The sequence below is a fragment of the uncultured Paraglaciecola sp. genome, assembly GCF_913020055.1.
Classification (GTDB): Bacteria; Pseudomonadota; Gammaproteobacteria; order Enterobacterales; family Alteromonadaceae; genus Paraglaciecola.
This window is the reverse complement of sequence record NZ_CAJWCF010000069.1, coordinates 1-25,485: the sequence shown is the minus strand read 5'-3', so window position 1 is coordinate 25,485 and position 25,485 is coordinate 1. Positions and strand designations below refer to the sequence as shown.

Sequence of the window (25,485 nt, the reverse complement as noted above, 5' to 3'; positions counted from 1 at the left end):
AAACACTACTCTCATTCTTACCTCAATATTCAGGTTAATTTTTTCTACAGCATTTCATAAATTTAAGCGTTTGAAAAGGCGAATCTAGATTTGATATTTTATGATCAAACCAAGCCATGTATTTATCCAGCCTTTTAGGTCTGGATAAATACGCAGGGTAAAAAGAAAACACATACAAAACAGCTAGATACAAAACCGCTCCTGCAGAAGTAAAGCCTTAAATGGCTTATTATGCCCATTGAAATTGTTGAATATTTGGATTTTTACATTATAACTGTATATACATACAGCTAACTGGCAAATCATTATATCACCTTTTATAGAGTCAATTCGAGCGGTTATACGGACAAAACAATATAGTTTGAAAACTGAAAAATCTTATTTGTATTGGGTTAAGTATTTTATTCGTTTTCATCATTTGAAGCATCCACGTGATATGGGTAATAGGGAGGTAGAAGCCTTTTTATCTCATCTTGCTGTTGTTAGAGGTGTTAGTGCGGCAACACAAAATCAAGCTTTGTGTGCGATTGTATTTATGTATAAACATGTAATGGATACAGAGCTCAAGAACCTGAAATTTGGTTATGCTAAAAAACCTAGAAATCTACCCACCGTATTAAATGCGCAAGAAGTACAAAAAATATTAATGTGTATGTTAGGCAAATACTGGTTAGTAACGGGAATTTTATACGGTAGTGGTTTGAGGGTGCACGAGGCTTTGAGATTACGCATAAAAGATATCGACTTTGTGAACAAATCCATTTTTATATTTAGAGGAAAAGGTGGAAAAGACAGGTATACACTTCTACCTCAATCACTCGCTGACCCTATTAAATGTCAAATTTCTATCGCAAAGAAGTGTCATGATAAAGATGTACGCGAAGGTTTTGGCATGGCTTCTTTGCCTCCCTCGTTGATTAGAAAATATGGTAATGCGGCTAAACAAGCCAGTTGGCAATTCTTATTTCCATCAAGTGTGCGTTGTACCCACCCAATCGACGGTTATATATGTCGTCATCATATACACGAAACAGCCTATGCTAAATCTTTACGCCAAGCTGTCATTAAGTCGGGTGTTTTGAAGAGAGTGACGGCTCATACATTTCGTCATTCATTTGCCACGAGATTATTGCAATCAGGAGCGGATATTCGAACAGTACAAGAACTACTAGGACACGCTGATCTTAGAACTACAGAAATTTACACTCATGTAGTGGGTAGCAGACGAGCAGGCACAGTAAGTCCTATCGATTTGCCAGAACAGAGTGTTATCTGCTAGCAATACCAATCCCTTGGTATTGCTAAAAAAGTTCCAAAAACAAAATGCTATTACAGCAAGTCGATAGCAACGTTATCCAACAAGCTACGGTTCACTATCAATTTTTTGGCATTTTCTATGTCAGGTGAAAAGTAACGGTCTTTGTCGTAAAAAGGCACTTTTGTGCGTAACAAGGCCTTCACTGATTTGAGTTTGTCGCTGGTTTCTAGTGGTGCTCTAAAGTCTAAGCCTTGACTCGCCGCGAGCCATTCGATGGCTAAGATCCCCGCTACATTGTCAAAAATATCCCATAATCGTCTGCCTGCAAAGGTAGCCATGGAGACGTGGTCTTCTTGGTTAGCCGATGTGGGTAGTGAGTCTATGGATGCGGGATGGGCTAGGGTTTTGTTTTCACTGGCAAGAGCGGCACTGGTAACTTGTGCAATCATAAAGCCTGAATTCACCCCGCCGTTGTCCACTAAAAAGGGTGGTAAACCACTTAGGTGTGAGTCAATCAACAAGGCCATACGTCGTTCAGATAACGCGCCGATTTCAGATAGGGCAATAGCTAACATGTCTGAGGTCATAGCCACGATTTCAGCGTGAAAATTACCACCAGATAGAATGTCGCCACTGTCAGCAAACACGAGTGGGTTGTCTGATACACCATTGGCTTCAATCACAAGGGTTTGTGCGGCAAAACGCATTTGTTGCAAGCAAGCCCCCATCACTTGTGGTTGGCAGCGCAATGAATAAGGGTCTTGCACTTTTGCACAGCCTTCGTGTGAGTGGCCAATAGTAGATTCTTTTAATAAAGCTCGGTAAGCCGCCGCTACATCCGTTTGTGCTTGATGACCGCGCACCTGATGAATGCGTTCGTCAAAAGGTACGCGGGAGCCAAGTGCTGCCTCAACACTTAATGACCCTATAGCGATACTGCTATTGAGTGCATTTTCGGCACAAAACAGTCCTTTTAGGGAAAACGCAGTAGACGCCTGTGTACCATTAAGTAAAGCTAATCCTTCTTTAGGTGCTAGTGCGATTTTTTCTAAACCAGCAATTTTTAACGCATGTTCTGCTGAAATGCGCGTGCCTTGATAAATAACTTCGCCTTCACCTAACAACACAACACTCATATGTGCCAGTGGCGCTAAATCGCCCGAAGCACCTACCGAACCTTTTTCTGGAATAGCCGGGTATATTTCTTTGTTGTAAAGGGTAATCAGCGCTTCAATCACTTGCAGGCGAATACCTGAATAACCACGAGACAGCGAATTTATTTTAAGTAATAACAACAAACGCACCACATCTTCAGTCATAAAATTGCCAATGCCTGCAGCGTGTGACAACACTATGCTACGTTGCAAAAGTTCAAGTTCTGACACATCAATTTTGGTATTAGCTAGTAAACCAAAACCGGTGTTAATACCATACACAGTGCGATTTTCTGCAATCACGCCCAACACCACCTTTTCAGCTGCATGGATAGCTTCGTGGGCATCAGGTGACAAAGAAATAGGAATATGTTGACGATGCACGTCACGTAATTGCGCTAAGGTTAGTTCGCCCGGTTGAATAACTATATGCTGCATTATTTATCTCCTTGTTTTTCTAACATGGGCAGGTCTAAGTTGTGTTTTTGCGCACACTCTTTGGCTAGGTCATAACCTGCGTCAGCATGGCGCATCACGCCTGTAGCGGGGTCGTTATGTAACACTCTAGCGATACGTTTTGCAGCGTCGTCAGTGCCATCACACAGAATTACCACACCAGAATGTTGACTGAATCCCATGCCAACACCACCGCCGTGATGCAGGCTAACCCAGGTTGCGCCACCAGCGGTGTTAAGCATGGCATTGAGTATTGGCCAATCTGATACCGCATCAGAGCCATCTAACATGCTTTCAGTTTCACGGTTAGGCGAAGCGACTGAGCCTGAATCTAAGTGGTCGCGACCAATCACTATGGGTGCTGATAATTCACCGGTTCTGACCATTTCGTTAAAAGCTAAACCCAATTTTTGTCTTTCGCCTAAACCCACCCAACAAATACGAGCGGGTAAACCTTGGAATTGAATACGTTCTTTGGCCATGTCTAACCATTGATGCAAGTGTGCATTATCTGGGATCAGTTCTTTCACTTTTGCATCGGTTTTATAGATGTCTTCAGGATCACCAGACAACGCCACCCAACGAAATGGCCCTATGCCTTGGCAAAATAATGGCCTAATGTAGGCAGGCACAAAACCTGGGAAATCAAAGGCGTTTTTGACGCCTTCTTCTAAGGCCATTTGCCTAATGTTGTTACCGTAATCAAGGGTAACGGCGCCTTTTGTTTGGAGATCTAACATCGCCTTAACTTGCACAGCCATGGATTGTTTAGCGGCTTTGACTACTGCAGACTCATCCGTTTTTCGCATGCTTTCTGCTTGCGCCAAACTCCAACCTTGGGGTAAATATCCATTTAATGGATCATGGGCACTGGTTTGGTCGGTGACTACATCGGGGGTCACATTACGCACTACTAATTCAGCGAAAACGTCTGCCGCATTGGCTAACAACCCAATAGACACGGCTTCTCCGGCCAAGTTTGCTTGTTTTAATAATTCAAGCGCATGATCTAGGTTGTTGGCTTTTTTATCTAAATACCCAGTCTTGATGCGAAAATCGATACGGCTTTCATCCACTTCAATGGCTAACATTGAAAAACCCGCCATAGTGGCCGCAAGGGGTTGCGCGCCGCCCATGCCACCTAAACCACCGGTTAATATCCAGCGACCTTTAGCTACGCCTTTAAAATGTTGTTTTGCCACACTGACAAAAGTTTCGTAAGTGCCCTGCACTATGCCCTGTGAGCCAATGTATATCCAAGAGCCCGCGGTCATTTGGCCGTACATCATCAGGCCTTGTTTATCTAATTCATTAAAGTGTTCCCAGTTTGCCCAATGAGGCACTAGGTTTGAGTTAGCGATCAATACTCTTGGCGCATTTTCATGGGTTGGAAACACACCTACCGGTTTACCACTTTGAATGAGTAAGGTTTCATCGTTATTCAGGCGTTTTAGTACTTCAACAATTTTGTCGTAACTTGGCCAGTCTCGCGCGGCGCGTCCAATGCCACCATACACCACTAAACTTTGCGGATGTTCAGCCACTTCCGCGTCAAGATTGTTCATTAACATCCTAAGGGGCGCTTCTGTCTGCCAGCTCTTAGCGTTGAGTTGATTACCTCTAGGTGCACGGATAATGCGACTGGGATCAAAACGATTCATAAAAATATCCTAATTTGTTGGGTGAAAATCCAAGTGACCGCCAATTCGATAGCGATTACCTGGATGATATAAACGGGCGTAACTGACAATGCCTTTACTTGAATAAGTTCTGCGGCTTAGCTTCAAGCAGGGCTGGGCAATGGGTATGTCTAATATGTGAGCCATCTCTTGGTCGGGTAATATGGCTTCAACAGAATGGTCCGCCTGAGTGAGCCGTGCTACCTTGCTCAAATAATGGTTGGCAGTTGTCTGGGTAAAGTCTTGTTGGATGTACTCAGGCGCTAGTAATGGATTAACCAAGCGTTCTTCTAACTGTATTGCGAGCCCATTTTCCATATGCACAATCTTAGTTTGAAATGCCAAACTATTAACGGCAACGCCCAACCAAACACTTGGTTGTTCAGATGTCTGTATTGATTCAACACTCAACACCCTGTTTGAATAATGATGTCCGCGTTGCGTGATTTCGTCGTCTATGCTGCGAATTTCAAGAATTGAACTCATGGGCCTACTGTCAGACACAAAAGTGCCTACACCTTGAGTTCGGGCCAAAATCCCCTCATCAACCAATTCGGTTAAAGCACGGCGGGCGGTCATACGACTCACAGAAAAGCTTTCGGCCAACTGGTTTTCAGACAATACTTTGTCACCGGGAGACATTTCGCCACTTTCTATTTGGTCTAAAAGTGCAGACTTAATTTGTACAAATCTGGCTTGCACCGAAGATTTATTATTCATCATTAACCACAGAGTTAAAGTGTTTATTATGGGTATATAATCTATAGCAACATACTTGTATATACAAGTATGTACAAGTAAACTCATTTGTATCTAATCAAGATGGTGAGAGTCATGACTAAGCAGTGTGATCTGGTAATAAACAATGTGCGCATTGCCTCGATGCAAAAAAATGGCGAGCCTTACGGCCACCTCACTCAATCCTCGGTGGCCATTAAAAACGGTAAAGTGCTCACCATATTTGATGCCTCAGAAGAATCATATGCATCGACTCAAAAATACGATGGCGACAATAAATGGTTGTTACCAGGGTTTATTGACTGCCACACACATCTTGTTTTTGGCGGCAACAGAGCCAATGAATTTGAGCAAAGGTTACAAGGCAAAACCTACACTGAAATAGCCCAGCAAGGTGGTGGTATTCAAGGCACGGTGAACGCCACCAGAGAGTCGTCAGAACAAACTTTACTCGAAGGTGCAATTAAACGTGCTGCTAGGCTGGTTGAAGAAGGTGTAACCAGCATTGAAGTAAAGTCGGGTTATGGCTTGGATATGCAGACCGAGTTAAAAATGCTCAAAGTCGCCAATCAAATTGCTGAGCATTTACCCGTTACCATTATTCCTACTTATCTAGGGGCACATACAGTGCCTAAAGAGTACCGCGATACCCCTGATGACTATGTTCAATTCGTTTGTGAGCAAGTCATACCGGCTGTAGCTAAACAAAAATTGGCCCAGTGTGTTGATGTGTTTTGCGAAAGCATTGGCTTCTCACCCACCCAATGTCGCAAAATATTTGCCGCCGCTAAAGCCCACAATTTAGACGTAAAAGCCCATGTTGAACAACTCTCAGATTTGAAGGGAGCCAAACTTGCCGCTGAGTTTCGCGCACTGTCTGTGGATCATATTGAATATTTAGATCCTAAGGATATCCCAGCATTAAAACAATCGGGTACGGTAGCGGTGTTATTACCCGGTGCTTTTTATTATCTGAGTGAAAAACAAAAACCACCTGTAGCCGAACTAAGGGCCAACAAAGTGCCTATCGCCATTGCTACCGATTTGAATCCTGGCAGCTCACCAATAGCCTCTATTTTAACCATAATGAATATGGCCAGTGTGTTGTTTGGCTTAACCCCAGAAGAAGCACTTTACGGTGTCACCATGAACGCCGCAAAAGCACTAAACCTGACAAACAAAGGCCAAGTGAAGGCAGGCATGGATGCGGACTTATGTTTATGGGATATCGAACAGCCAGCAGAATTGGTGTATGGCATTAACCAACATAGGCCATCGGCTAAGTGGTTTGCTGGAAGGGAGTGTTAAGAACAATGTCAAAACTAGAAAAAAACCATCACTGGCAGGGCCGTGAAGATACAGAAGACGGTCAAAATGGCCTGCGATGGCACCAAGTAGTAGATACCAAACAACACACCAACAGTTGCGCCTTACTTGGCTTTGAATGTGATTTGGGTGTAGCCGCTAATAAAGGCAGAATTGGTGCTGCAAAAGGCCCAAATGCCATTCGTAATAGCCTTGCTAACTTAGCTTGGCATGCTGATTGTGGTTTATCGGACCTAGGTGATATTATTGCTGAAACACATTTGCCTGAAGCGCAAACTCACTATGCCCAGCAAATCGCCAAGAGTTTAAATAAACATTCATTTGTGATTGGTTTAGGTGGCGGACACGAAATTGCTTGGGGCAGTTACCAAGGCTTAGCTCAACACCTTGCAGACAAACCCAACAAGAAGATTGGCATCATTAATTTTGATGCGCATTTTGACTTACGTAACCCAAAGCAACATACCAGTTCAGGCACGCCCTTTAGACAAATTGCTGAACATTGCCAAACTCAGAATCAGCCGTTTCATTATGCGTGTTTAGGTGTGGCTGAATCATCCAATACCTCGGCACTTTTTGCCTATGTCAAACAAACCAACACACGTTATTTGTTAGATATTGATTGCGACTTTAATGCCGCTAAACAATTACTTGAGCTGATGTTAAAAGAGGTCGATGAACTTTATGTGACTGTTTGCCTTGATGCATTTCCGGGAAATATTGCACCTGGTGTCAGCGCACCCAGTGCTTTAGGCATTTCAGTTGAATTTGTGATCAAAATGCTGCACTGGATAACCCAGTCACAATCTGCTTTCCACTATAACTGGACGCTTACAGATATTGCCGAAATGAATCCCTATTATGACATTGATAACAGAACAGCCAAGTTAGCAGCAAGGTTAGTATACGAAGCGGTTAATGCTAAATTTAGAACGTTGTGATCAACACACTCACCAGTCCACATAACCAACAAGAGGATATTTAACTGACCCGCTGAGTTTGTAAATTTTCGAACAGCACTCTATATTCATAACTGTTCAAAAATTAGTCAAAGGATCAATAACGTGTTTGACCTCTTCGTTTTATTTGCCCGTAGCGGGTACCCACTATGTTAGGCGCAGTTTCTACCTCATTACTCAATGTTCGCAGCATGCCTACACACAGTGGAGCCATATTGGGACAACTCACTGAAGGTATGGTGATTAAGGGTGAAGGCCCTTTTGATAATTGGTTACATCTTAACTACAAAGATACCTTTGGTTTTGTTTCAGCCCACTATCTCAAACCAGTTAACGACCTAGCTAGACTTACTGGCACCGTTAACACCAGCAGATTGAATGTACGCCAAGGCCCTTCATCCAGTGCCAAACACCTAGCAACAATAAGCCGAGGGGCATCAGTTAAAACGCTAGCGGTGTTAAATGACTGGTTAGAAATCGAATTCAATGGCGAAACTGCTTATGTTGCAGCACGATTTGTGGATTTGGTTTACGTATCTAAAGGCTATTATGCCAAAGTCAGTGCAGACCGTTTAAACGTGCGTTCCGCTCCCTATCCAAGTGCCAGCCTATTTGGCCAAATCAGAATGGGCGGAAAAATATGGGTTGAAGGGCAACAACAAAACTGGAGTCAAATTCGTTTTAATGGCAATAGAGGATATGTAGCCAGTCGCTTTTTAACCGCAATAGATGATTCCCAATTCGATACCACCCAAGCAGACCCTATAGTGTTATCCGATCATCAAGATGATGTGGGTATTCCTATTGCTGAAGTGGGTCAAACATTGTCTCGACTCACACCTAGCACAATTCTGACTGTTGCTGGCAACAGCGAACAACGTAATGCCGCTGCAACATGGAATAGATGGGGTGCGTTATTAACAGATTTGAGTGATAAAAAACAACTAGACGTAGCCTGTGCATTAGCAGTGTTATGCGTAGAAAGCTCTGGTAAAGGCTTTGAACAAAATAACAGTGACCGCATGATCATTCGTTTTGAGAACCATAAATTTTGGAAGTTTTGGGGTAAACACAACCCACAACAATATCGTCAACACTTTAGATACAGCAATGACAAAGTGTGGCGTGGCCACGAATGGCGCAGAGAACCCAGTGGAGAATGGCAGTCATTTCATGGCCGCCAAGCAAATGAATGGCAAGTATTTGAATTTGCTCGCCAGTTAGATGAAAACGCAGCCATATTGTCTATCAGCATGGGTGCACCACAAATTATGGGGTTTCATTTTGAACGTATTGGTTATCAATCGGTAGTCGAAATGTTTGATGCCTTTGCTGGCAGTATTCAAGGCCAAGTTAATGGCTTATTTGATTTTTTCTCACCAAGAATGCTGCAATATCTAAAAGATTTAGCCTTTGAAGATTTTGCAGGTATGTACAACGGTAAAGGTCAGAAAAAAGTGTATGGCAACAAAATACAAAAACACTATGCGGCATTTAAAAAGATGATGCCTAACTCAGAACAAACCCATTCCTAGGAGGGAATATGAACGTTTTTTCTTTTATCAGTAACATCTTTGAGCCTGCCGCTAAGTTAATCGATGAAATCCACACCAGCGACGAAGAAAAGCTCAAACTACAAGCACAAATTAAAGCGGTAGAAAACGAGTTATTGGCCAAAGTCATTGATTACGAAAGCAAATTACTGGAAGGCAAAACGGCAATTATTACAGCCGAAGCCACTGGACAGTCATGGATGCAACGTAATTGGCGACCCATCACCATGCTGACGTTTTTGGCCTTAGTGGTGCTTAATAGTTTCGGTTTATTAGTGACCCCATTGGCTGACCAAGCTTGGACTTTGCTACAAATAGGTTTAGGTGGTTATGTAGCAGGTCGTTCCGCTGAAAAAATAACTCAACAGTATTTAAAAGCACGGCCTGCTGACTCAAAAGGCGATGATATGGCCAAGGGTTAGTCAGCCATATTTTTTTAGAGGGTAAGCACCAGTTTTATTGGCGCTTGCCCGGCTGATATTGTTCCACTGCCCGCTTCAACACATCTTCTCTGTAATAAGCCACATCCTTAAATTGACCTTGAGCATAACGCTGCGCTTGGTCGTAAAAATGCTCAGATTTAGGGTCGCCACTTTGGCCGCCTGCTAATAACGATTTGGCTTTTACCTTATCGCCAAATTCCACCACAGCGACAAAACTATTACCCCTGTAACCATAAAGTTTTTTGCTGCCATTTACGCTGCGGGCTCCAAAAGCAGCTAACGCCCCCCATCGCCCTGAAGCCAAACCAATTGGGATGCTTGGCTGTGAATCATCTACCGGCAAATCAATATCGCCTGTCAGTCTTTGCAGTCTATTTATATCGCCCCAAGGAGTATTCCACTGGCCAAAGTCTGTGTTTAGCTTTTCTACTGCCATCTCAAAGATTTTTAACCTTTCAGAACGCAGCGAAGTATTGCCAAAATGTTCAATTAGCTGCATCAAATTTTTACCTTCTGGGCGAGAGCCTTCAGCTAAATATTGCATACCGTAATAATGAGCCAAAGACATAGCAGTAGAATCCACAGATACTCGATAATCCCATTGGCGAAGTGTATTAATGGCTTCAGCTAAACTTTTGGGCGGGTTACGAGATTCATCATAAGCATTGATTAGGCCAGATATAAGGGTTTTAAAACCTGGTAAATATGGGTCATACGCCACCTCAATTAACTTATCTAAGGTAAAATCAGATTGACCAGTTAAGACTTGAACCGCGTGAATACCTCTATAATTTTCTGAGTCTGGTGCCATATAGGTAGGGTAATCTTCTGCTTTAGGACTGAACTCACCGGCCGCAGTAAAAGGTGTGGAATTAGCATTTTGGATCCAGCCATTTTTTGGATTCACAATACTGATAGTTTCATCCACCGTATGTATCCCATTCCAATCTGTTTTTGCGATTGTGCCACTGACAGGTTTTGAATAGTCAAAACTAGGGTCGCGTTTTGGCACAAAGTTACCGTGGTAATAGGCAATATTACCGTCTGCATCGGCATAAACGGTATTGTTTGATGAGTTGGTACGTATGTCCATCATCTGACGAAATTCTGTAAGGTCCGCAGTTTTGCTACGTGTGAATGACTGCTGTAGAGCATTTACCGGATCCCAATTAATTCTGGTGGTAACCCATTTACCGTTCTCCATATGAGTCACTGGACCATGATGGGTACGAAATGTTGGGAAAGTTTTAGATTTAAGTGAGTCGCCATCACGATATTGTAAGGTGACTGTTGCTGTATCAACCTTCAATTCGTCACCTTCATATAAATAATATAAGTCCTCACCACGTTCGATAATGGTTTCAAGGTATTCATCCATAAAATCTACATGGGTTGATGTGTGCATCCAGCCATTCTTTTGGTTAAATCCCTGATACACAAAAAACTGCCCCCACGTCACGGCACCGTAAGCATTAAGACCTTGCTCACTCACAACGTGCACTTCCGGTCGAAAGTAAAAAGAGGTGTGTGGATTGATCAGTAACATGGCATGACCAGATTTCGTCAATTTACCCGAAATAGCAAAACCATTAGAACCGCTTGGTTCAGCCATCGCTAAATCTGGCGCGTTGGGACTATTCGCTCTATGTCCATAAAAAGCTTCCACGCCTTTCTCTGAAATTTGTTCAATGTCGCCGCCAATCGATCCCTCAGAAAAAAACATAGGCATCCAAGGTTCAAAGCGAGTTAACAATGCTGGTTTTACTTCTGGATGTGTAGCGAGATAATAATTAAGCCCATCAGCAAAGGCGTCACATAACGCTTTAAGTGAAGCAGGAGAATTGTGATAGGCTAATTTTGCTTGTTCCATGGTCATAAACAAACGTGCGCGCAAGTCACTGTATAAAGCTTTTTCACCTTCGACCTCTGCGAGTCTGCCGATGGCCCAAATGTAATTACGCTCAATTCGTTTAAAGTCATCCTCTGCTTGGGCATACAACAAACCAAATACCGCGTCGGCGTCGGTCTTACCGTATATATGGGGTATGCCAAAATCATCGCGAATAATTTCAACCTGCTGTGCTATGGCGGTTAAACGATCAATTTCACTTATGGGTGGCGGCGAAGCACATGCAGAAAGCAAAAGTATCAGCACAGTAGCAATAACAGGTATTTTTAAATCAAAACCAAGGGTCATAGGTAATCCATAAATAATTTAGCACGCGGTATGATGCTACCAAGCAGGTATTGAGAAGTACAATTAATACCCACGCCACTCAATCTGTATAAATAAGCAGCAACTTCCCTCGACTTTTCAAGTGTATTTCCGTATGATGCGCGGCCTTTGTTTGCCTGATGGTAGGCATATCGATTAATTTTCTTTTTTTCTGGACGACCTACTTTTGATTTCTACTGCAAATATCACCATGCAATTTGGCGCTGAGCCTTTGTTTGAAAACATCTCGGCTAAATTTGGCCACGGCAACCGCTACGGACTGATTGGTGCTAACGGCTGTGGTAAATCCACATTTATGAAAATTCTTAGTGGAGATTTAGTGCCAAGTGCTGGCAATATATCTATCACCCCTGGGGATAAAGTCGGCACGCTAAGCCAAGACCAGTTCGCTTTTGAAGAATACACAGTGGTCGACACCGTTATTATGGGCGATGCTAAATTGTGGAAGGTCAAACAAGAGCGTGATGCTATCTATTCAAAGCCAGAAATGAGCGAAGCAGATGGTATGCATGTAGCAGAATTGGAAACCCAGTTCGCCGAAATGGACGGTTACACGGCTGAATCCAGAGCCGGTGAAATACTATTACAAGCAGGTATCGCCGAGCACTACCATTTTGGATTGATGGCACAAGTCGCTCCCGGTTGGAAATTACGCGTGTTGTTAGCTCAAGCATTATTCTCTAACCCAGATATTTTGTTACTAGATGAACCAACCAACAACCTTGATATCTATACCATCAATTGGCTTGGCGGTGTGCTTAGCGAACGTAAATGCACCATGATTATCATTTCGCATGACAGACACTTTTTAAATTCTGTGTGTACGCATATGGCAGATATCGATTATGGCGAATTGCGTATTTATACAGGCAACTATGAAGCCTACCAAGCGGCATCGTCATTAATCCAAGAACAATTACTCACTGAAAACGCGAAGAAAAGTGCCGAGATTGATGAATTACAAGCCTTTGTAAATCGCTTCTCTGCTAATGCTTCAAAAGCTAAACAAGCTTCTTCGCGGGCTAAGAAAATGGAAAAAATCACCTTAGACGAAGTGAAGTCATCTAGCCGCCGCACCCCTAAAATCATACTTAAGCAGCACAAAAAATTGCATCGTCAAGCATTAATACTTGAGCAATTGGGCCATGGATTTGATGACAAACCACTGTTTAATAACGCTGATTTAATTCTAGAAGCTGGAGCAAAGCTTGCGGTAATTGGTGAAAATGGAGTAGGTAAAACCACTTTTTTACGTTGCTTAATTGATGATTTGCAAGCCACCAGTGGTGTAGTTAAGTGGTCAGAAAATGCCAGCATTGGTTATTGCCCTCAAGATAGTACAGCCGACTTCGACACTGACCTCACTTTGTTTGATTGGATGTCACAATGGCGCACACCCAAACATGATGATTTAGCAGTTCGCGCCTTATTAGGTAGTTTATTATTTACTGCTGACGACTTTAATAAAAAAGCCAACGTCTGCTCGGGTGGTGAAAAAAACCGTTTGTTGTTTGGTAAATTAATGATGTCGGATATCAACGTATTAATAATGGACGAACCTACTAACCACATGGATATGGAAGCGATTGAGGCGTTAAACAACGCGTTGAAAAAATTCGATGGTACCTTGATTTTTGTCAGCCATGATAGAGAGTTTGTTTCATCTTTGGCCACTCGCGTGATTGAAATTTGTGATCATGAAATCATTAATTTCCAAGGTACCTACAACGAATACCTATCCAGCCGAGAGGCTGCTTTGAAGGTAGCGTAGATTATAGATAACCTCTAGTAAAAGGCGTCTCGATAAAATACAGTGGGCAAAAAACAAAAAGAGACGCCCATGCAAGAACACGATGCTTTACCCCTTAACGATTTTATTGAATATCCACCTGCAGAAATGCTCAGCAGATCTGAGCATTTTTATGCTGATATCAAACGTCGACATAGTATTCGACAGTTTAGTGATCGCCCTGTCTCTAAACAAATTATCGAAAACTGCATCAAAGCCGCAGGTACTGCACCTAATGGAGCCAATCATCAACCTTGGCATTTTGTCGCCATCCATTCACAAGCAATCAAAAAGCAAGTACGAGAGCAAGCTGAAGCCCACGAAAGAGGCTTTTATGAAGGTCGTGGTGGAGATGAATGGTTAGGTGCGCTCAAACCTCTTGGCACAGATGCAGATAAACCCTATCTAGAACATGCTCCTTGGCTTATCGCTATTTTCAGCCAAAAAAATACTGAACAACAAGACGGTCAAAAACAAACCAATTACTACGTGCACGAATCTGTAGGTATCGCCACAGGTTTTCTAATCAATGCTTTACATCACACAGGTTTGGCAACCCTCACGCACACACCTAAACCAATGAGTTTTTTATCCAAAATATGTGGCCGGCCAGATAACGAACGCCCCTATATGTTATTGATTGTTGGTTATCCTGCTGAAGATGCAACTGTTCCACAGCACGCTCTGAGTAAAAAAGAGTTAACTGAAATAGCCAACTTTATTTAAGCTAACCAAACTCAAACTAACGAGATTTTGAAAGAGTCATTATGGACGATGGTTAACATAAGTCATATCGTATTTTGCCAACAACTTGTCGTAGTCAGCAGTCATAATATAGCTAGAAAAAGCGCGGTTGAATGCTTCGCGCAAAGCGGGTTCACGAATTGCAGCGCGATAATGAGTTGGTGGAAATAGACTATGCACACGGATTTTTTCCACTTGATTGGCGCCTGTTATCGACGTTGCAAAATACTTAAATATATTGATATCCATAACAACCACATCAACCTTACCAGTAAGCAATAACTCTACTTGTTTATGTTGTTCTGGTAACTCGATATACAGCGGGCTAATTTCCGTGGCTTTTGCAAACGCGGAACCTAAAACCTTTTGGGCATTCTGAAAAGCCACCACTGTTAAGGTTTGAAGTTCACTCATTTTTTCTAATTTAATAGCATTGTCTAACAAACTAACGGCTACGTTTTGATAGCTAACATAAGGCTGGCTCAATAATTCACTTTCTACTCCACTTTTCTCTAATTGCGTTAGCCCTATATCTGCTCGCATTTGTTTCATCGTTTCGTAGGTACGTCCATATGGGACATACAACATAGAAATGTCATGACCTAAGGTGGCTAGCACATCACGCATCAAATCAACTTCGAATCCAGTATCCTGCTCTGGAATAACGTAAGGCGGTTTTGCCAAACCAGCAACCAAAACTAACTCTTTCGACTTAACGTCCTGAGCAACTATGATAAAAAGAAACCAACAATACTTTACTACCGAATACACTTGAACAATCCCTTATCAGCACTAGAGCAATCAACTGCTTTAGGCTAAATCAAATATTTCACAACTAGTGACTATAGTGTAACCTTTATTACCCAGTTTATTGTGATAAAGGCTATTAAATTTGTTAAAAAATCTTTGCTTATTACTGCTCTTGCCTCTATTCACACATGCCTGCCCAAACTGGCAAGCAACAGTCGAAAATGGTCAACCCGCAGGTTGGGATTACCAACTTAACCCACAAAATATTCAAGTGGTTAACGATCCTCAAGAGACTGAATCACCGGTTATCAAACTAACATTAGCCCACGACTCAACATGGCCCAACGGCCACACAAGAACCGAAGTCAAACACAATGGTTGTGCAACTGGTGAAGACGAAAGCAGCTTTTTATCTTGGGAATTTTACTTAGATAAACCCATTACCACCAAAAACAATATTGCCTATTGGGAAACAGATAAAACCTATCAACAAAGCTTTGGATTTCATCTACAACCTAACCCCAGTAATAACGAAAACAGCAGTAAACTCACGTTTTTTAGCAACCTACCTAAACACAAAATACACTGGCAAAACACAGTAAAAGTAGGTGAATGGAACAAAATATCGCTAGCTATTACATGGTCTGAGTCGGAGCAAAATGGACGTATTAGCCTATGGGTAAACCAAAAACCCATATTGACTCAAATGGCCGTGCAAACCAAACCCGATGCTAATGAATTGTTTATTCAACTTGGTTTACATAGAAGCCAAGCCGAAGCAACAATCGACAGTATTTATCTGCGTAATATTATGGAAGTTTCAAATCTAGAACAGCTATTAAAAAGATAAATTTACGCTGATATTTCAATACTGATGAATACTTTTGGTAAAGGCATAGACACTATTAGGTACAATGTAATTACACCTAAGGCAGCTCAAACACCAAGGCTTTAAGCACTTTTTCACCTATTGATTTAAAATCTAGTTTTTCTTCATCTGTAATCTTTAGCCCATCCCCTGCAAACATTACCACACCGTTAACACTTAACTTGCCACTAACTAGTTGTACATATTGGTTTGGCAACTGACTGCTTAATTCAACCTGCTGGCTAGGGGACAAAATCAATTGATGTAAATGCATATCTTGTTTGACCCGCAAAGTATCGTTTATGCCAGTTGAGCTAATGATATGAGTTAACCCTTCATTTTGGCCAAAGTCTTTTTGTTGATATCCAGGCGTTTGCCCTTTGAAATTAGGCTCTATCCAAATCTGCAAAAATTGAAGTGGATCTTTATCCGAATGATTGTATTCGCTGTGGGTAATACCGCTGCCTGCTGACATTAATTGAAATTCACCCGCCGGCAAGGTTCTAACATTTCCTTGGTTATCTTTATGCGCAATATTACCTGCAAGTACATAGCTGATAATTTCCATATCTCGGTGGCCATGTGTGCCAAACCCCATGTTTGGTTGAACAATATCTTGGTTAATCACTCTGAGTGCCGAAAACCCCATATGTGCAGGATCATAATAACCAGCAAAAGAAAAAGTATGTTGACTGTTTAACCAGCCATGGTCTGCGCTACCGCGCTCTGAAGATTGTCTTAAAACGAACATGATGTTTTCCCCTATTAAATTGATGAGGAAAGTATAGGTGCGTTACTTATGAAAAAATAACGCAATGATTAGCCAAGTTTGTTCTATTTTTTAGAACATTTATCAACAAGCTATTAGCTGGCTACGACCCTAAACGATTGCCACTGTTTGTACGTCAACGAACGCCACAACCATTCTAAGGGACCAAACTGATAATGTTTTAGCCACCAACTAGATAATGGTATTTGGATTATAAATATTGCCAATACGATAAACATTTGCGGAGCTCGAGATATTTCACCATACATGCCACCGGCATAACCGTAAAAGATACTAGTTAGAATAATTGAATGCATGATGTAATTGGTTAACGCCATACGTCCCATAGGGGCCAATTTAGCTAACACTTTATGCCATTTTGGCGAATCTAATAGCCTGATGAATAAACCTAGATAACCTGCCGCCATAAAAAACTGACCTGTAGTAAACAACACTTCAGCAGCTACTTGAATAGACATAATATGTTCAACCGCTGGGTGCCCCAGAATCACTAACCCACCCACAGTCACAACTAAACCTACACCCAGACCAATTCGAGCCATATAGCCAAATAATTTAGGATGTTGTGCATGATTTTTGATGACGTCTGTTATCACCAACCAATATCCAAGTAGGAATATGGGTAACAGTAAAGTCAGTGCGAATATGGGCGTAAAAGCTAACCACGCAATTGAAGCTTTGGTTCTATAAACTGTCGCTTGCCAATAATTACCCTTGCTAAGTGCGGTAATCTCATCAGATATATCTTGAGCGTGTTCTTGTTCCTCTTCAAAAATATCTTGTGCTTGCTCTTGAGGAGTGAGTTCTGATCCCCTAACATTCTCTTCAGCAGTGCCTGACTCAACTTGTGCCAACTCGGTTTTAGGTTGGTCATCTAGCAACGTTTCTAACGACTCATCAGAACCGGTTATTGTATCTAATGAAGACTCGTTTTCTTCTGCTGTTGTACTCTCAAGCTGCGATACTAAGGCTCTTATATTTTGGCTGTCTTGCCAATTCTCGGATAAAGATTGACGGTCATAAAATACTCCTAAACCGATACCGGCTAAGCTAGCAAGCAGTATAGGAATAGTTAACCACCACAAGGCTATTTTTAATATTGAATTAGGATTGTTGTACTTTTCGAAACGTTCTTTACGCAATAGATAGATTAAACCCAACATACACAAACCAGCAAACGCGTAGTCATGTAAAATATCGCCTTGCCATACTAAAAACATATGCAATAAACCAAACACAAATAACACTAACATTCTGCGGGTAAACCATGCTCCAAAAGGCCTATCCTTACGCATTGCCTGAGTCAACATCACCGCAAAACCCATGCCGAACAACAGAGCAAATAGTTTATAAAATTTGCCCTCCACAAAACATCGAATAAGCCAACCAACCGCATGGTCAAGGCCGGTAAGCTCGACATTAAAACCACCTAGGTCATTAATAGGGCGACTAAACCATTCGATATTCATCAATAAAATGCCAATCAATGCAAAACCTCGCAAAATATCTAAGGCATTAATTCTTTGGTCTGGAGTAACAGGGGCAAGAAGAGGTGGAGGCACCGGGGGAGAAACATTGTTTTGATGTTCAGGCAAATCCTTGTCAGACATGATGGTTCCTTATCAATGAACGTGAAACAAGAGTATGCCTAGGCTATTATTTTGTCCAGATAACAATGTAACAGGCTGTGCAGGGGGCGAATAGCGGGCTGTAAAAACTGAAGATTTGCTAGCTCAAGCTTCGATTGAATTATTATATAAAATCACTTCATCTCCTAATGCATAACCAGTCAATATCGCCGCTCTAGAAACGTTTAACGTAGATTTATATAAATTTTCTGCGTAGTTACCCTCTGTGGTAGTGACCATCACTGCACCTACTTTGTAGCCAATATCTTCAACATGCTGTTTAAATAGCTCAAACGAATCCGCAATCAATTTACGACCTAATCCTTGGCCACTATATTGAGGATCCACAGCTACTTGTTCGAGCTCGATGATAGTTGCCTCTCTAAAGCCATTTTTAACACACCAAAGGATATAACCGGCAATAATACCGTGCTGTTCAATCACATAATAAACGCCACGAGGAAATGACTTAAAGGATGATGTTATCCACAACAAGTGACTACGTTCATTAGGGAAACAATTCAAATAAATTTTTGAGATGGAATCAATATCGTGTTCTGTAGCGGGTCGAATATTCATGTTTTTCCAGAATGTCGTTTTAACTATCTTACAAAAACATGGATATCAGCAGACAACTGGCTAACCCTGTCAGCGAAATCAAAGTGGTCATTACAGTCCAAGTTTTTAAGGTGTCTTTTTCGCTCATGCCAAGGTAACGACTGACCAACCAAAAACCGGAGTCATTGACATGTGACAAGATGGTTGCGCCAGATGATATCGCTATCACCAATAAACCTAACATAGCTGCAGACATTGGTTGTAATGCTAAAACCGGCGCGATAAGACCGGCGCCAGTAATCATAGCTACAGTTGCTGAACCTTGAGCAATACGAGTGATTGCTGCAATTAAGAATCCTAAAATCAACACTGAAAATTGTGCTTCAATAAACACCGAAGCCAACATTTGCCCCACCCCAGAATCAATCAATACCTGTTTAAAAGCGCCACCAGCGCCAGTAATCAAAATAACCACGCCAGCAGGCTCTAAACCTTTATTAGCAATTTTCAGCAGTGATTGTTTACTTAAATCGCATTTTGTATGGGCAATCAACATAGCCAATATTGTAGCAATAGTCAGCGCTACAAATGGGTGACCCAAAAAGCTAAGTATCTCTAATAAAAGACTATCTTGTGATAGAAAAAATGGACTGGTGGTTGCCAACATAATCAGCAGCAGCGGCAATAAAATAATTGAGGCTACCCAAGCAAAACTTGGCGACGGCACATCAGATGGTTTGCCCTGTGTTTTATGCGCCTCTGGAACCGCAATAAAAATTCTTTTGCCAATAAATTTACCGAACATTGGGCCGGCGATAATCATTGCCGGGATCCCTGTTATTGCGCCAAATAAGATAACCCAGCCCAAGTCAGCATTAATCAATTCAGCTACGGCAATAGGACCCGGTGTTGGCGGAATAAAACTATGGGTAATAGCTAACCCTGCTAACAGTGGTATCGCGTAATACAAAAGTGAACGCCCAGAACGGTTGGCGAGGCCATATAACAAAGGAGCAAGTATGATAAATGCCACATCAAAAAATACCGGGATAGCCACAATAAAGCCCGTTAACCCTAAACTCCATTGCACTTTTTCTGGGCCAAACGACCGCACTAAACTACCAGCAATACGTTCAATGCCACCTGAGCTTTCTAATATCTGACCAAGAATGGCACCTAATCCGACTACAATGGCCACAAAACCCAGCGTGCCACCCATACCATTTTTAATCGAGTTGATAACTTGTTCTGGTGCCAAACCCGATCCAAGTCCAACTAACAAACTGGTGACTAACAGGGCTAAAAAGGCGGGTACTCGTAAAGTGATTACAAGAAACAATAGCAATGCTATCCCTGCTCCAGCCACAAAAAACAAACTCATATCCATTGCAATACCTAACCTTTATACCTTGTTTAAACCACTTAAAAATTGCCTATTAGAGGGTAAAACATTGAGCAGCTTTTCAGTAGTATGTGTGGTTTCATTTCGAAATCGTTTTACTATCGACGTTTCTTTCTGACGTACTTGCTCAGATTGTTCTTGGGCTGTATGAAAGCCCATTCCATAAAGTACGTATTGTTTACTGGCTGACGAAAACAATTCAAAACGTTGGTTGGTTTCATACACCCCTGGTGCTTGACTATGCCACAAGGCCAACGCTTCTTGTAAACTTTGTGGAATCGATTCTGCTTGTTGATGTGCTAACCAATACTCGCTGTCTTTGCGGTTAGTGAGAACGTAATGTAACTTCAGAAAATCAATGATTTCCTGCCACCTTTGTGACGTGAGTTGATTGAATCTTTTTGCCAATACAGTCATAGCATTGCGGTCTCTAGGAAGCTGCTCACTGATCCATTCCGCTGACTTTTCAATTAAGACTAAAGCAGTTGCCTCTAATGGCTCAACAAAACCCGCCGAGACACCAATAGCAACACAGTTTTGATGCCAGAACGTTGCTCTATGCCCCGGAGTAAACTTTATTTTACGAGCAGTGAGCTGCCCTGAAGCGAGATTGGGATCGTTCTGTACATAGTTAAACAACGCTTCTTCTGCTTGCTCGACATCGGTAAAGTCACTAGAAAACACATGTCCAATTCCTCGCCGACTTTGCAATGAAATGTCCCAAATCCAGCCACTTTTCTGGGCAGTAGCCACTGTACATGATGCGATTGGAACATCCTCACTGGCGTGGTCTACTTGTAAAGCTAAGGCTGTATCATTAAACAAAATATGCTGCTTTGATTGAAAAGGAACCTGATAATGTTTGCCAATCAATATGGCGGTAAAACCACTGCAATCTATAAATAGATTACCAGCAACATGCTGACCACTGGCTAGAACGATCTCAGAGATATCGCCATTTTCAGCAGGTAGCACATGTTCTACATGCCCTTGAATATACTGAACCCCCAGTTTTTCAACACAATGGGTGTGCAGCATTTTCACAAATTTGCCTGCATTCAAGTGATAGCCATAGTTTAAAGCAAAAGCGTATTCAGGCATTTGTGGGGTTTTAGGCGCTAAATTTTGCTCACAGATAGTGCCTTGCGCACTAACCCAGCGCTCAAAATCTAGGTCTTTGGGTGTGGCTGACCAGTGCTGCGCCATGCTCACAGAACCATAACCTGCTGGCGGCATAAACGGGTGATAATAGTGCTCATGACCACCATCTAACCAACCGACAAATTTAGACGCTTGCTTAAAACTCGCATCACAACAAGCAAGAAAAGTGCGTTCAGATATACCTATCTGTCGCAGAGTATCGCGCATAGTCGGCCAGGTGCCTTCACCAACTCCTAAATTTTTAACATCGGGGGACTCAACCAAAACCACTTCGGTTTGCTGGATTGAGGGATTGCCTGAACTTTCTACTGAACAATGTTTTGCCGCAATAATACCAGCAGTAAGCCAACCTGCGGTGCCGCCTCCAACAATCACTACTCGCGTATTCATTGTTTATCACCCATCCTGAGCGGGACAATACGTTTGAATAAAATCGCCATGTTCAGGCATTTGCGCAACAGATTTATCGATCATGTTTCTTAGAGCCATCATTTGCTGTTTCAATCCGTCAGCCGCTAAAACACGACCTGCCCCATGATGCTGTTTAGGCATTAAACCTTGCCCCATCATAACCTGTACCCATGAATCAACTCGAAACAGCGAGACATCATCAGGCCACGCATAACCATTTTCACGGAACATTGCCATACGATGCGCAAGAGAGTCAGGCACTTGCATAGTGCGGTAATGGTTCCAAAATGGACTGTCGTTACGTTGTGTTTGGTGATAGTGCAAAATAACAAAGTCGCGAATGGTTTCCAGTTCTAACTGAGTCTCGCGATTAAATTGTTCTGCCAACATGTCGGTATTGCCGCCAAAAGGAAACAGCTTCATTAGCCTAAGTATGGCTGTGGTGACAAGGTGAATACTGGTAGATTCTAAGGGTTCTAAAAATCCGCTGGAAAGGCCAATTGCAATGCAGTTGTTAAACCATGCCTTTTTACGCCTACCTGTTTTAAAGCGAAGTGGCCGTGGCTCGGTGATTGTTTGCCCTGTGAGATTGGCTAATAAGGTTTCGCGAGCTTCATCATCAGATAAAAACTGACTGCTGTAAACAATGCCATTACCGACTCGGCTTTGCAGTGGAATGCGCCATTGCCAACCGGCTGAATGTGCAATAGCTCGAGTGTAAGGACGAGGGGCTTCAACCGCTTCAGTTTGCACTGCAATGGCGCTATCGGCCGCCAACCAATGACTCCAGTCTTCGTAACCAACGTCTAAGTTGTCACCAATCAGTAACCCTCTAAATCCCGTACAGTCGATAAACACATCGCCAATTACTTGCTCACCCCCTTCCAATGTAAGAGATGAGATATTGCCCGCTTCATCATTATTTATTTGTTCTATGCGCCCTTCTATTCTTTTGACACCGGCACTTTCACTTTTTTTACGTAAATAGACCGCGTAGTCTGTGGCATTCATGTGATAAGCATAGTTAACCGGCTTTTTACCCACAAAAGTGGAGAATTTATTGGCTTTAGCGGCTTTTAATTCGAGACAATAATCACTTAAGCTACCGCCAAAGCCCTGGGCTTTAGCTTCCATCCAGAATTCGTGAAATTCAGCCATCCAAGAACGTTGACCAATTTCACCAAAAGAATGGAAGTAACTGTCACCCTGCTGGCCCCAATTATCAAACTGGATCCCCAACTTAAAGGTCGCCTGGGTCGCAGCCATAAATTCTTTTTCATCAATACCGATTAAGCTATGAAAAGCGCGCATAGTTGGAATGGTTGCCTCTCCCACTCCCACAGTGCCAATTTGGTCGGATTCTACTAGGGTGATGTCCAGTAGAGTACCAAGGCGAGTTACTAGGCTAAATGCCGTCAGCCAACCGGCCGTTCCCCCACCAGCAACTACAACTTTGGTTTTTGCATTCATGTGTATATTTGGTCTCTTAATTTTCAGCGATTTAGATTTTGGCGAACCATTGCGCGCAATTGTCTAGTTAAATTATCGTCCATAGTGGCAAATGCCCCATGACTCTCTGACGGCAAATGTGCGCGGACTTGCTCAGGATCTGAAAAAATGTAGTAGTCGAATAATGCTTTCCACGCTTCTTTCTCCTTAGCAGGACGGTCTCTCACGCTCATCATGGCATGCATTAACACATCCATTGGATTACCCAAATAAGGTGCTGCAGTCATCCACCAAAAATTCACCATGGCATTAAAGCGATCAAAGGCCTCGACTTCGTGCCACCACATACTGGGGTAATACAAGGCATCCCCAGGTTCAAGGTCGGCAATATAAGCATTTTCAAGAGCCTGTTCTAAACGTGGAAAACGTTTGAAATCAGGTTGACTAAGATCTGCCAAAGTGACCACCTGTCCTCCGGGTGTAGGACTCAATGGTCCGGGATATAAATTGTCCACCTGATCAGGTGAAAACAGGGTGAATCGTCGTTTACCCAATACACAACAGGCGATATTTTTGGGTTGATCAAAATGAGCGGCGGCAACAGATTCTGTGCCTAGCCAGATTTTGGCAACCGGCTGATTATGCTCAAATTCGGCATGTTCAAATGCGAGGCTATTGCTCTCATTTAGCTTGGGGAAACCTTCATCAAACCTAAGGGAGTTGATATACAGATAATCGTGCTGTTCCTCAGTCAATTGACTGCGGATAGTTTTAAACACCTCTGGAATGGTTGTTCGCTCACTGGAATAGTTAAAACCGGTACAAGTCTTGTCATAGCCAAACCGAGCTTTTATTTCTGGAGCGCCTTTGTAGACTAACATTGGACGTTGACTATAATTCAACTCCAGTTGTTGCATTACTTTGTCAGATGATTGTTGTCCCGCTTTAACTAAAGGCCAGTTTTTTACCAAGCCTTTTAAAATGACAGGTTGATCCTGTGCAAATAACTCATCAAACGGGATGCAATCTGGTGTAATGCCTTCCAGTACTGTCACTTTATTTTGTTTATTTATCACGCGAGCTCTTCCTCATTGTGAAGAGTATTAAAACATGGCTGATTTTGCATTTTTGAGTGCGATCAACTGTTGAAAATTACCCATTGAAGAGAGCACAAAATACAACAAACTCAACACCCCATATTGATTCAATTTACTTAGGCTTTCGCCATCCAAACTCGCCAATTTTTGTTGGTTAATCGTATAGTAATCACTAAAATTGATTTCTTCTACATTACTCAATTGAATTTGAATCGACACTGGTTCTAATAAGTCCATTGACTCAACCAGAGTAAATAGGGTGTTATCAAACTGGATGCCGCTATCAATGGTTTGTAATGCTTTTTTGACATACTCAAGGTAAGGCGCTTCCCCACCAAATTGTAGAAAAACATCTTCACCTTGTTCAGTGTTAACACGGGCATCGTCCATATCAATGCAAATAACAGGATCGGCTGGTGACTCGCCTTCTACTTCGGCTTTCTTATAACCTAAACTAAACGGGCCTCTAGCTAGCAAAGCGGGCACAAATCGGCTGCTCCAACCGCTTTTACCAATAAATAAATTTTCGTCTTTTTCAAGGCCAAGAATGGCATGTAATTGCAGCTGTTGTGTATCGAGGTGTTTGTAAAATACTAGCGGAAACTCTTTGTGTAGTTCGCTTATCTCAGTCGCATGTACTAAAGAACGGTTAACTTGTTTGTTATGATTGGATTCAGGTCGAGTATCAACCTTTAAATCTTTATGATCGACATTATTTAAGACAGTAGCCTTACTCATAGCGTGTTTCGCTTTACTGGTTGTTTTTAAAAATTGCGCTGAATTCATACTAGCATTGCCAGAAATGTCGACGCAACGAATAAGAGTGAAACAAAAATGGTTCACTCTTTATTAATGTATTTCCTACACTTTTAATCAACACCCCAGTCAGTGAACCTGACTGGGGTGAAGTCTTAAGCGCTTAGAAGCTATAGCTTGCACTTAATACCATGCGTCTATCCGCTTCTTGAATAAAGAAAATATTATTCTTACTACGACCAAATTTACGCTGGCCTTCTTCCAATAAGTTAATGATATC

General features: G+C 42.2%; 21 protein-coding genes. 8 read left to right on the top strand and 13 right to left on the bottom strand.

Annotated elements, in window-relative coordinates:
* The first annotated feature begins 301 nt into the window (after positions 1 to 301).
* Positions 302 to 1,279, top strand: coding sequence for an integron integrase (locus tag QZ488_RS14630; RefSeq protein ID WP_293750076.1), 978 nt, complete (start codon positions 302 to 304; stop codon positions 1,277 to 1,279).
* Between the two features lie 50 nt (positions 1,280 to 1,329).
* Here QZ488_RS14630 and hutH read toward each other — a convergent pair whose 3' ends face one another.
* The 3 genes from hutH to hutC are packed head-to-tail and all read right to left on the bottom strand — an operon-like array spanning position 1,330 to position 5,270.
* A complete protein-coding gene (gene hutH, locus QZ488_RS14625; RefSeq protein ID WP_293750074.1) occupies positions 1,330 to 2,850 on the bottom strand; it encodes a histidine ammonia-lyase in 1,521 nt (506 codons plus the stop codon).
* Complete coding sequence (gene hutU, locus QZ488_RS14620; RefSeq protein ID WP_293750072.1) at positions 2,850 to 4,529, bottom strand: urocanate hydratase; 1,680 nt, start codon at positions 4,527 to 4,529, stop codon at positions 2,850 to 2,852. The genes hutH and hutU overlap by 1 nt, the downstream gene beginning before the upstream one ends.
* A gap of 9 nt (positions 4,530 to 4,538) precedes the next feature.
* Positions 4,539 to 5,270, bottom strand: coding sequence for a histidine utilization repressor (gene hutC / locus QZ488_RS14615; RefSeq protein WP_293750069.1), 732 nt, complete (start codon positions 5,268 to 5,270; stop codon positions 4,539 to 4,541).
* 111 nt (positions 5,271 to 5,381) lie between these two features.
* Here hutC and hutI point away from each other — a divergent pair, with 111 nt between their 5' ends.
* The 4 genes from hutI (at position 5,382) to QZ488_RS14595 (ending at position 9,545) form a co-directional block, all read left to right on the top strand.
* A complete protein-coding gene (hutI, locus tag QZ488_RS14610) occupies positions 5,382 to 6,593 on the top strand; it encodes an imidazolonepropionase (protein WP_293750066.1) in 1,212 nt (403 codons plus the stop codon).
* A 5-nt stretch (positions 6,594 to 6,598) separates the two neighbouring features.
* Entirely contained in the window at positions 6,599 to 7,552 is a 954-nt protein-coding gene (gene hutG, locus QZ488_RS14605) for a formimidoylglutamase (RefSeq protein WP_293750064.1), read from the top strand.
* 167 nt (positions 7,553 to 7,719) lie between these two features.
* A complete protein-coding gene (locus QZ488_RS14600; RefSeq protein ID WP_293750062.1) occupies positions 7,720 to 9,105 on the top strand; it encodes an N-acetylmuramidase domain-containing protein in 1,386 nt (461 codons plus the stop codon).
* An 8-nt stretch (positions 9,106 to 9,113) separates the two neighbouring features.
* A complete protein-coding gene (locus tag QZ488_RS14595) occupies positions 9,114 to 9,545 on the top strand; it encodes a 3TM-type holin (protein WP_293750060.1) in 432 nt (143 codons plus the stop codon).
* A gap of 34 nt (positions 9,546 to 9,579) precedes the next feature.
* Here the strand turns inward: QZ488_RS14595 and QZ488_RS14590 are convergent, their stop codons facing one another.
* The gene (locus QZ488_RS14590) at positions 9,580 to 11,763 is read right to left on the bottom strand and encodes an acylase (RefSeq protein WP_293750058.1); all 2,184 of its coding nucleotides are present in this window, start codon (positions 11,761 to 11,763) and stop codon (positions 9,580 to 9,582) included.
* Between the two features lie 205 nt (positions 11,764 to 11,968).
* Between QZ488_RS14590 and QZ488_RS14585 the strand changes: the two genes are divergently transcribed.
* Positions 11,969 to 13,573, top strand: coding sequence for an ABC-F family ATPase (locus tag QZ488_RS14585; RefSeq protein ID WP_293750056.1), 1,605 nt, complete (start codon positions 11,969 to 11,971; stop codon positions 13,571 to 13,573).
* Between the two features lie 69 nt (positions 13,574 to 13,642).
* Positions 13,643 to 14,317: a nitroreductase family protein gene (locus QZ488_RS14580; RefSeq protein WP_293750054.1), complete on the top strand. Its 675-nt coding sequence runs from the start codon at positions 13,643 to 13,645 to the stop codon at positions 14,315 to 14,317.
* A gap of 39 nt (positions 14,318 to 14,356) precedes the next feature.
* On the opposite strand, the gene QZ488_RS14575 is transcribed toward QZ488_RS14580, so the two are convergent.
* Positions 14,357 to 15,106 (bottom strand): transporter substrate-binding domain-containing protein, encoded by a 750-nt coding sequence (locus QZ488_RS14575; RefSeq protein ID WP_293750052.1) that lies wholly within the window; start codon positions 15,104 to 15,106, stop codon positions 14,357 to 14,359.
* A 121-nt stretch (positions 15,107 to 15,227) separates the two neighbouring features.
* Here QZ488_RS14575 and QZ488_RS14570 point away from each other — a divergent pair, with 121 nt between their 5' ends.
* The gene (locus QZ488_RS14570; RefSeq protein ID WP_293750049.1) at positions 15,228 to 15,935 is read left to right on the top strand and encodes a heparin lyase I family protein; all 708 of its coding nucleotides are present in this window, start codon (positions 15,228 to 15,230) and stop codon (positions 15,933 to 15,935) included.
* Positions 15,936 to 16,011: 76 nt separating this feature from the next.
* Here the strand turns inward: QZ488_RS14570 and QZ488_RS14565 are convergent, their stop codons facing one another.
* The 8 genes from QZ488_RS14565 to QZ488_RS14530 form a co-directional block, all read right to left on the bottom strand.
* A complete protein-coding gene (locus tag QZ488_RS14565; RefSeq protein WP_293750047.1) occupies positions 16,012 to 16,704 on the bottom strand; it encodes a pirin-like bicupin family protein in 693 nt (230 codons plus the stop codon).
* A 113-nt stretch (positions 16,705 to 16,817) separates the two neighbouring features.
* Positions 16,818 to 18,353 carry a DUF418 domain-containing protein gene (locus tag QZ488_RS14560; protein ID WP_293750045.1) on the bottom strand — a complete coding sequence of 512 codons (1,536 nt, stop codon included), beginning with the start codon at positions 18,351 to 18,353 and terminating at the stop codon, positions 16,818 to 16,820.
* Between the two features lie 123 nt (positions 18,354 to 18,476).
* Complete coding sequence (locus QZ488_RS14555) at positions 18,477 to 18,950, bottom strand: GNAT family N-acetyltransferase (RefSeq protein WP_293750043.1); 474 nt, start codon at positions 18,948 to 18,950, stop codon at positions 18,477 to 18,479.
* Positions 18,951 to 18,978: 28 nt separating this feature from the next.
* Entirely contained in the window at positions 18,979 to 20,310 is a 1,332-nt protein-coding gene (locus tag QZ488_RS14550) for a gluconate:H+ symporter (protein ID WP_293750040.1), read from the bottom strand.
* 21 nt (positions 20,311 to 20,331) lie between these two features.
* Positions 20,332 to 21,882, bottom strand: coding sequence for a tryptophan halogenase family protein (locus tag QZ488_RS14545; protein ID WP_293750038.1), 1,551 nt, complete (start codon positions 21,880 to 21,882; stop codon positions 20,332 to 20,334).
* A gap of 6 nt (positions 21,883 to 21,888) precedes the next feature.
* Positions 21,889 to 23,373 (bottom strand): tryptophan halogenase family protein, encoded by a 1,485-nt coding sequence (locus QZ488_RS14540; protein ID WP_293750036.1) that lies wholly within the window; start codon positions 23,371 to 23,373, stop codon positions 21,889 to 21,891.
* A gap of 23 nt (positions 23,374 to 23,396) precedes the next feature.
* Positions 23,397 to 24,428, bottom strand: coding sequence for a cupin-like domain-containing protein (locus tag QZ488_RS14535; RefSeq protein WP_293750034.1), 1,032 nt, complete (start codon positions 24,426 to 24,428; stop codon positions 23,397 to 23,399).
* Positions 24,429 to 24,455: 27 nt separating this feature from the next.
* Complete coding sequence (locus QZ488_RS14530; RefSeq protein ID WP_293750031.1) at positions 24,456 to 25,235, bottom strand: SapC family protein; 780 nt, start codon at positions 25,233 to 25,235, stop codon at positions 24,456 to 24,458.
* Between the last annotated feature and the right edge of the window lie 250 nt (positions 25,236 to 25,485).

Coding starts and splice junctions, on each gene's coding strand:
- hutH (WP_293750074.1), bottom strand. CDS start 2,850: ATGCAGCATATAGTTATTCAACCGGGCGAACTAACCTTAGCGCAATTA.
- hutU (WP_293750072.1), bottom strand. CDS start 4,529: ATGAATCGTTTTGATCCCAGTCGCATTATCCGTGCACCTAGAGGTAAT.
- hutC (WP_293750069.1), bottom strand. CDS start 5,270: ATGATGAATAATAAATCTTCGGTGCAAGCCAGATTTGTACAAATTAAG.
- hutI (WP_293750066.1), top strand. CDS start 5,382: ATGACTAAGCAGTGTGATCTGGTAATAAACAATGTGCGCATTGCCTCG.
- hutG (WP_293750064.1), top strand. CDS start 6,599: ATGTCAAAACTAGAAAAAAACCATCACTGGCAGGGCCGTGAAGATACA.
- QZ488_RS14600 (WP_293750062.1), top strand. CDS start 7,720: ATGTTAGGCGCAGTTTCTACCTCATTACTCAATGTTCGCAGCATGCCT.
- QZ488_RS14595 (WP_293750060.1), top strand. CDS start 9,114: ATGAACGTTTTTTCTTTTATCAGTAACATCTTTGAGCCTGCCGCTAAG.
- QZ488_RS14590 (WP_293750058.1), bottom strand. CDS start 11,763: ATGACCCTTGGTTTTGATTTAAAAATACCTGTTATTGCTACTGTGCTG.
- QZ488_RS14580 (WP_293750054.1), top strand. CDS start 13,643: ATGCAAGAACACGATGCTTTACCCCTTAACGATTTTATTGAATATCCA.
- QZ488_RS14565 (WP_293750047.1), bottom strand. CDS start 16,704: ATGTTCGTTTTAAGACAATCTTCAGAGCGCGGTAGCGCAGACCATGGC.
- QZ488_RS14560 (WP_293750045.1), bottom strand. CDS start 18,353: ATGTCTGACAAGGATTTGCCTGAACATCAAAACAATGTTTCTCCCCCG.
- QZ488_RS14555 (WP_293750043.1), bottom strand. CDS start 18,950: ATGAATATTCGACCCGCTACAGAACACGATATTGATTCCATCTCAAAA.
- QZ488_RS14550 (WP_293750040.1), bottom strand. CDS start 20,310: ATGAGTTTGTTTTTTGTGGCTGGAGCAGGGATAGCATTGCTATTGTTT.
- QZ488_RS14545 (WP_293750038.1), bottom strand. CDS start 21,882: ATGAATACGCGAGTAGTGATTGTTGGAGGCGGCACCGCAGGTTGGCTT.
- QZ488_RS14540 (WP_293750036.1), bottom strand. CDS start 23,373: ATGAATGCAAAAACCAAAGTTGTAGTTGCTGGTGGGGGAACGGCCGGT.
- QZ488_RS14530 (WP_293750031.1), bottom strand. CDS start 25,235: ATGAATTCAGCGCAATTTTTAAAAACAACCAGTAAAGCGAAACACGCT.